Annotated in this window: 8 protein-coding genes; 7 read left to right on the plus strand and 1 reads right to left on the minus strand. The window is 69.8% G+C overall.

The window, feature by feature from the left end; all coding sequences use genetic code 11:
• The coding region (locus tag VHK87_RS13480; protein ID WP_329635410.1) for an anhydro-N-acetylmuramic acid kinase at positions 1-366 on the plus strand (366 nt) is incomplete at its 5' end.
• Positions 367-403: 37 nt separating this feature from the next.
• Here the strand turns inward: VHK87_RS13480 and VHK87_RS13485 are convergent.
• Positions 404-1054, minus strand: coding sequence for an alpha/beta hydrolase (locus tag VHK87_RS13485; RefSeq protein ID WP_329635411.1), 651 nt, complete (start codon positions 1052-1054; stop codon positions 404-406).
• Between the two features lie 157 nt (positions 1055-1211).
• Here VHK87_RS13485 and VHK87_RS13490 point away from each other — a divergent pair, with 157 nt between their 5' ends.
• The 6 genes from VHK87_RS13490 to VHK87_RS13515 form a co-directional block, all read left to right on the plus strand.
• Entirely contained in the window at positions 1212-1649 is a 438-nt protein-coding gene (locus VHK87_RS13490; protein WP_329635412.1) for an Rrf2 family transcriptional regulator, read from the plus strand.
• Positions 1646-2788, plus strand: coding sequence for a cysteine desulfurase family protein (locus tag VHK87_RS13495; RefSeq protein ID WP_329635413.1), 1143 nt, complete (start codon positions 1646-1648; stop codon positions 2786-2788). The genes VHK87_RS13490 and VHK87_RS13495 overlap by 4 nt, the downstream gene beginning before the upstream one ends.
• Positions 2789-2799: 11 nt before the next feature.
• Positions 2800-4269 (plus strand): Fe-S cluster assembly protein SufB, encoded by a 1470-nt coding sequence (gene sufB, locus VHK87_RS13500; RefSeq protein WP_329635414.1) that lies wholly within the window; start codon positions 2800-2802, stop codon positions 4267-4269.
• On the plus strand, positions 4266-4664 hold the full coding sequence (locus VHK87_RS13505) for a hypothetical protein (protein ID WP_329635415.1): 399 nt from the start codon (positions 4266-4268) through the stop codon (positions 4662-4664). Before sufB ends, VHK87_RS13505 begins: the two co-directional genes overlap by 4 nt.
• A gap of 64 nt (positions 4665-4728) precedes the next feature.
• Positions 4729-5478: a Fe-S cluster assembly ATPase SufC gene (gene sufC, locus VHK87_RS13510; RefSeq protein WP_329635416.1), complete on the plus strand. Its 750-nt coding sequence runs from the start codon at positions 4729-4731 to the stop codon at positions 5476-5478.
• The coding region (locus VHK87_RS13515) for a SufD family Fe-S cluster assembly protein (RefSeq protein ID WP_329635417.1) at positions 5475-6124 on the plus strand (650 nt) is incomplete at its 3' end. The genes sufC and VHK87_RS13515, both read left to right, overlap by 4 nt.

Raw genomic sequence — 6124 nt, forward strand, 5'->3', positions numbered from 1 at the left:
CTCGACCGCTACGACTTCTCGCTCGAGCCGCTGGAGCCCCTCAAGCTGGAGGACGCCGCCGCGACGCTGGTGGCGTTCACTGCGCAGTCGCTGAAGCTCGGCCTCGACCGCGCCGGGCCGGAGCCGAGCGTGGTGATCGCCTGCGGCGGCGGGCGCCACAATCCGGTGCTGATGCAGGCCATTCGGGAGCGGGTCTCCGCACCGGTGGAGTCCGCCGAAGCGGTCGGCTGGCGCGGCGATTCCATCGAGGCGGAGGCCATCGCCTACTGCGCGGCCAGGTCCGCCAACCGCCTGCCCATCACCTTCCCGAGCACCACAGGCGTGGTGCAGGCGATGACCGGCGGGCGGATCGTGGAGGCCACATAACAGCCGCACATCCCCGCGGGGATGTGCGGAGTTGGGGTTACGCCGGCTCGGCCGCCAGCCGCTTGTCGAGATAGGCGCCGACGCGGGTTTCGACCTCGGAGAGGTTTTCGGCCCAGAAGTGGCTGCCGCCCTCGACAACCTCGTAGTCGATGACGATGCCCTTCTGGGTGCGCAGCTTGGAGACCACGCGCTCGACCTCGTTGGGCGGCACCACCGTGTCCGCGCCGCCGTGCAGGATCAGGCCCGAGGCCGGGCAGGGGGCGAGGAAGGAGAAGTCGTACATGTTGGTGGGCGGCGAGACCGAGATGAAGCCGTCGGTTTCCGGGCGGCGCATCAGCAGCTGCATGCCGATCCAGGCGCCGAAGGAGTAGCCGGCGACCCAGCACTGCGAGGCGGCCGGATTGGTCGACTGCAGCCAGTCCAGCGCGGTGGCGGCGTCCGCCAGCTCGCCGATGCCGGAATCGAATTCGCCCTGGCTGCGCCCCACGCCGCGGAGATTGAACCGCAGGACCGAGAAGCCGCGCTTCATGAACAGGTGGAAGAGCTGCACCGCGACCGGATTGTTCATCTGGCCGCCGGCCTTGGGGTGCGGGTGCAGGATGAGGGCGATGGGGGCCGTCTCGCTCTTGCCGGCGGAGTAGCGTCCTTCGATACGCCCGGCTGCACCGGTCAGCACCACCTCTGGCATTCGGTCCCCTCTCGTGACGAATACTTGACTACCGCGCTTGGTCTTCCTAGATGCCGGCCAGCCTGGTCGCGCGCCTGGTCGCCCTCGCGAGGCGGCGGGCTTGTAGCATAGGCGGGCGCGGATGCGCGCGAAAACTAACACTTAGCGGGTTCACCAAATGCGCCTCTCCACCAAGGGCCGCTATGCCGTGATGGCCATGACCGACCTGGCGCGCCGCGAGGGTGAGCGGGCCGTGGCGTTGGCCGACATCGCGGCCCGGCAGGAGATCTCGCTGGCTTATCTCGAACAGCTGTTCTCGCGGCTGCGCCGCAAAGGGCTGGTGGTGAGCGCCAGAGGGCCGGGGGGCGGCTACCGCCTGGCCCGCAGCGCCGCCGAGACCACCATCGCCGACATCGTCACCGCCGTGGACGAGCCCCTGCGCACCACCCGCTGCTCGGGCGAGACGCAGAAGGGCTGCATGCTGAAGGGCGAGCGCTGCCTGACCCACGACCTGTGGGAAGAAATGGGCCGCCAAATCCACGACTATCTCGCCTCCGTCTCCCTAGACGACGTGGCCAACGGGCGGCTGAAGACCTCTCAGCCGGTGGCGGCATGAGCGGCGTCTATCTCGACTACAACGCCACCGCTCCGGTTCGGCCGGAAGCGATCCAGGCGATCGGCCGCGCCATCCAGCTCGGCGGCAATCCCTCGTCGGTCCATGCGGCCGGGCGCGCCGCCCGGGCCTTGGTGGAGGACGCCCGCGGCGCGGTGGCGGCCCTGATCGGCGCGCCGGCCTCCACTGTGGTGTTCGTCAGCGGCGGCACCGAGGCCAACGCGCTGGCGATCGAGAGCGCCCGCGCGGCCGGCTCGCGGCGGCTGATCGTCAGCGCCGTCGAGCACGACAGCGTGCTGGAGACCGCCCGCCAGAGCGGCGCGGACGTCGACGCCCTGCCGGTGGACGCGGAGGGCGTGGCCGACCTCGCCTGGCTGGAGAATCGCCTGTCGCGCTGGGACGGCGCCTGGGGCCGGCCGTTCGTCGCCCTGATGCTGGCCAATAACGAGACCGGCGTGATCCAGCCGGTGGCGAAGGCGGCGGAAATCGTGCGCGCCGCCGACGGCTGGCTGCACGTGGACGCCATCCAGGCGGCCGGCAAGATCGCCCTCGACAGCCGGGCGCTCGGCGCCGACACCCTGTCGGTGTCCGCGCACAAGCTTGGCGGCCCGCAGGGCGTGGGCGCCCTGACTTTCGGTCCCCGCGCCAGCCTGGTGCGCCGCCAGCACGGCGGCGGCCAGGAGCGGGGCCGCCGGGCCGGCACTGAGAATGTCCCCGGCATCGCCGGCTTTGGCGCGGCCGCACGGGCCAGCATGGCCGGGCTCGCCGCCCTGCAGGCGCAGGCCGCCTGGCGCGATGCGGCGGCCGAGCGGCTGGCGCAGGCCGGCGCGGTGATCCTCGGGGCGGGCGCCGAGCGGCTGCCCAACACCCTATGTTTCGCCGCGCCCGGCCACTCCGCCGAACTGCAGGTGATGGGGCTGGACCTGGCCGGCGTGATGGTCAGCTCGGGGGCGGCCTGCTCGTCGGGCAAGGTGAAGCCCTCGCATGTGCTCTCGGCCATGGGCCAGGCCGACCTCGCCGGTTGCGCGGTCCGGGCCAGCGGCGGCTGGGCCACGCACGCCTCGGACTGGAACAGCCTCGTCGAGGCCTGGATTGAACTTAACGGCCGCCATGCCGCGCGTCGCCGCGCGCCGGCCGCCTAAAGGTAGAGCTTATGCCCGTCGCCAAGCAGACCGTCGAACACGTCGAATCGCTCGAAAAGTACAAGCACGGTTTCGTCACCGACATCGACCAGGAGTTCGCGCCCAAGGGTCTGAGCGCCGACACCATCCGCTTCATCTCGACCAAGAAGGACGAGCCGGAGTGGATGCTGAAGTGGCGGCTGGAGGCCTACGAGCGCTGGCTCGCGCTGGAGGAGCCGGCCTGGGCCAAGGTCCACTTCCCGCGGATCGACTACCAGGACAGCTACTACTACGCCGCCCCGAAGACCAAGGACGGGCCCAAGAGCCTGGACGAGGTGGATCCGGACATCCTGGCGACCTACGCGAAGCTCGGCATTCCGATCCGCGAACAGGAGGTCCTGGCCGGCGTCCAAGGCGCGCCCAAGTACGCGGTCGACGCGGTGTTCGACAGCGTCTCCGTGGTCACCACCTTCAAGAAGGAGCTGGCAGAGGTCGGAGTGATCTTCTGCTCGATGAGCGAGGCCATCCGCGACCACGGCGATCTGGTCAAAAAGTACCTGGGGTCGGTGGTGCCGGTCTCGGACAACTACTACGCCTGCCTGAACAGCGCGGTGTTCTCCGACGGCTCCTTCGTCTACGTGCCGCCGGGCGTGCGCTGCCCGATGGAGCTGTCCACCTACTTCCGCATCAATGCGGCCGAGAGCGGCCAGTTTGAGCGGACGCTGATCATCGCCGACAAGGGAAGCTACGTCTCGTACCTGGAGGGCTGCACGGCCCCCATGCGCGACGAGAACCAGCTGCACGCCGCGGTCGTCGAATTGGTCGCTCTGGACGATGCGGAGATCAAATACTCCACCGTGCAGAACTGGTATCCGGGCGACCCGCAGACCGGGAAAGGCGGCATCTACAACTTCGTCACCAAGCGGGCCGACTGCCGCGGCGCGCGCTCGAAGGTGTCGTGGACGCAGGTTGAGACCGGCTCGGCTATCACCTGGAAGTACCCGTCCTGCATCCTGCGCGGCGACGAGAGCAGCGGCGAGTTCTACTCGATCGCCATCACCAACGGGCGCCAGCAGGCCGACACCGGAACCAAGATGATCCACCTGGGCGCCGGCACGCGCTCGCGGATCATCTCGAAGGGTATCTCGGCCGGCCGCTCGTCCAACACCTACCGCGGGTTGGTCTCGGCCCACCCGAAGGCTAAGGGCGCGCGCAACTTCACCCAGTGCGACTCCCTGCTGATCGGCAAGCAGTGCGCGGCCCACACGGTGCCCTACATCGAGGCCCGGAACGGCCAGGCGGTGTTCGAGCACGAGGCGACGACGACGCGGCTGTCCGAAGACCAGCTGTTCTACGTGATGCAGCGCGGGCTCTCGCAGGAGGAGGCCGTACAGCTGCTCGTCAACGGCTTCGTCAAGGACGTGCTGCAGGAGCTCCCGATGGAATTCGCTGTCGAGGCGCAGAAGCTGGTGGCCATCTCTCTGGAGGGGAGCGTCGGATGACCAAGTCGAAACCGGACCTGAAGGTCAGCCTGAAGACGGCGTTCGAGGCCGAGCGCATCCGCCGTGACGCCGAGCGCCGCGAGCGCGAGGAGGCCGAGCGCCGCCAGCAGGAGGAGGACCTCGCCCGCGCCGAACAGCTGGAGCGGCTGCTCGGCGAGGACCCGGCTTTCCTGCAGAGCAAGGGCCTGACCCTCGACCGCCGCCGCTACACCGTCACCCTGGACCACGCCGACTTCCGCCTGGCGGCCTACTTCGAGGGCGGCCAGGCCTCGGTCCGGGCCGCCGATAAGCGCACGGCCGTGTCCGGCGCGGCCCCGCGCAAGGAGACCATTGTCGAGACCATCGAGGACGCGGTGCTGGTCATGGCCCAGTACCTCGCCGATGAAGGGGTCTGATGCGCCGGACCCTCGCCTGCCATCTTCCTCGCCCGCCGCGGGCGAGCCGTTTGAGAGTTCGCTGATGCTGTCGATCAACAACCTGCACGTCGCCGTCGAGGACAAGCCGATCCTCAAGGGCCTCAGCCTGGAGCTCCCGGCCGGCGAGGTGCACGCCATCATGGGGCCCAACGGGGCGGGCAAGTCGACCCTGTCCTACGTGCTGACCGGCCGCGAGGGTTACGAGGTTATCGAGGGCTCGGCCACGCTGGACGGCGAGGACCTGCTGGCGCTGGAGCCGAACGAGCGCGCGGCCCGGGGCCTGTTCCTCTCCTTCCAGTACCCGCTGGAGATCCCGGGCGTGCCGGCGATGCACTTCCTGCGCACCGCCATGAACGCCCAGCGCAGGGCCCGCGGCGAATCGGAGGTCGGGGCCGGGGAGTTCATCAAGCTCGCCCGCGAGACCGCCGCCAAGCTGAAGATCGACTTCGAGATGCTGAAGCGCGCTTTAAACGTCGGTTTCTCCGGCGGCGAGAAGAAGCGGATGGAGATCTTCCAGATGGCGATGCTCCAGCCGCGCCTCCTGATCCTCGACGAGACGGACTCCGGCCTCGACATTGACGCCCTGCGCATCGTCGCCGACGGCGTGAACGCCATGCGAGGGCCCGACCGGGCCATGCTGGTGATCACCCACTACCAGCGCCTGCTGGACTACATCCGTCCCGACAAGGTGCACGTGCTGGCCGCCGGCCGCATCGTCGCCTCCGGCGGCCCGGAACTGGCCCACGAACTCGAGCGCGAGGGCTACGAGAAGTACGAAAGGGTCGCCGCTTGACGCTTTCCGCCGCATTGCGCACCGGCGACGTCGCCCAGCTCCCCGGCAAGCGTGACGAAGACTGGCGCTGGACCGACCTGCGCGGCCTGATACGCGTTCTGCCGCCGGCCTCTCCGGAGTTCGCTGGCGAGGTGGGCGAAGGGCCGTTCGGCCCGGCCGAGCTGACGATCGTCAACGGACAGATCCGGGGCGACGCCGCCGCGCTGATCGTGCCGCGCGGCGAGGCGCGCACAGTGCGCCTGCGGTTCGTCTCGGCGAGCCCCGGGACCTCGCACGGCGTCCACCTGGGCGTGGAGGTGGCGGACGGCGCGAGCCTCACGATGCTGGAGAGCTACGAGGGCCGGGCCGCCGATTACGTCGCCGACTCAGTGCTGACGGTCGGGGTCGGCGAGGGCGCCAGCCTGGAGCGGATCGTGGTCTCCGACGACGATCCCGGCGCGGTGAGCGTCTCGACGGCCATCGTCACGCTCGGATTTGGCGCGCGGCTGCACCAGACGGTCCTGGCCGGCGGCGCCAAGCGGCAGCGGATAGAGACGCGGGTCAACCACCCCGGCCACGGCGCGGAGGTGCGGCTGGACGGGGTCTATCTGCTTGCAGGCCAGCGGCATGCCGACCAGACCACCGTCGTCACCCACGACGGCGGCGG

The sequence above is a fragment of the Phenylobacterium sp. genome (assembly GCF_036263695.1).
GTDB lineage: Bacteria > Pseudomonadota > Alphaproteobacteria > Caulobacterales > Caulobacteraceae > Phenylobacterium.